This is a genomic window from Bartonella sp. PS7NMGDW (genome assembly GCF_042193585.1).
GTDB lineage: Bacteria > Pseudomonadota > Alphaproteobacteria > Rhizobiales > Rhizobiaceae > Bartonella > Bartonella grahamii.
The window spans coordinates 1-1080 of the sequence record NZ_JBHILX010000089.1; the positions used below are offsets into that span (position 1 = coordinate 1).

A 1080-nucleotide genomic window follows, 5' to 3' on the forward strand; every position below is an offset into this window, starting at 1 on the left:
GCATTGACAGGGCAAGATGTTGAGCAAGCCATAGCCTCCCTTAATCGTGATACTGCCACTGCCCATAAGGGTGTACAACAACTCGATGTAGGCAAGCTGGAACAAATCGTCCATGAAAACCGTGAAATGGCAATACAACTGCTGGAAGAAGGGTTTAAATACAGCGATGACTCCTATAGAACCATGTTTATCAAAGAACACCCCATCGCTGTGGTCGACCGTGATGAACAGGGCAATACAATCTATAAAACAGATGAAAATGGAGAACCTATAGAAGACGCTCGTGGACAAAAAATCCCTAAGTTTCATTATTTAACGGATGAGGAAAAGCAGCACTTACAAGCTGGTCCTGATGGCAAGGTCAATGTTTCTTTGAATGGCATTTTTACACCACCCTATGAGGCTGCTGTTTATGCAGAGCAACATGCGGAGAATAAAAATGAACCGCTTTATTTTGTTGTGTTCCCAGAAGCCGATTCTGCTATCTCAGAACTTTTGGTCGCGGGCTATCAGAAGTTTATGGAAAATAACTTTTGGGGTTTGACCAATTCAACACAAGAAGCAAAAGATTTGATGTATAGCTATGGTCTTACAGGATTAGAACTTTATGGACATAGTCGCGGGACGATGACATTGGGGAATATGCTGAATTCTTTCAAACAAGAAGGTGTTCACGGTATAGCCAACAACACGAATATCAATTTCTATGGACCAGCCTTTAATGTTTTAGTTGCATCCGGTCTGTTAGGTTATGTGAGTGATGGCAAACAAACCACGATTGGCTTTGATGGGCATAGATATGACTTTGTCAGCAGAATTATTGGCGGCAATGGCTATACTTACGAGACAATACCTGCTGGTAGTAACTGGTGGAAAGAAATGTGGAATATGTTCTCAGATCCCATAAATCCCCATACTTGCCTTGGAGATGCGGGTCCAAAATGTCGAGATATATATGGACTTTCCCATCGAGTACAAGTCCCTTTAAGGAGGAAAAGATGAAACAAATCTTTAAATTATTGAGTTGCATAGCTTTATTAGTTATAATGGGATGCCAGTTTAATAAACCTCCTGCAGGAT

1 pseudogene is annotated in these 1080 nt (G+C 41.3%); it reads left to right on the forward strand.

Annotated elements, in window-relative coordinates:
- Positions 1 to 1002, forward strand: a pseudogene (locus tag ACFIKJ_RS09430) (filamentous hemagglutinin); the annotation flags it as partial.
- Positions 1003 to 1080 lie beyond the last annotated feature (78 nt).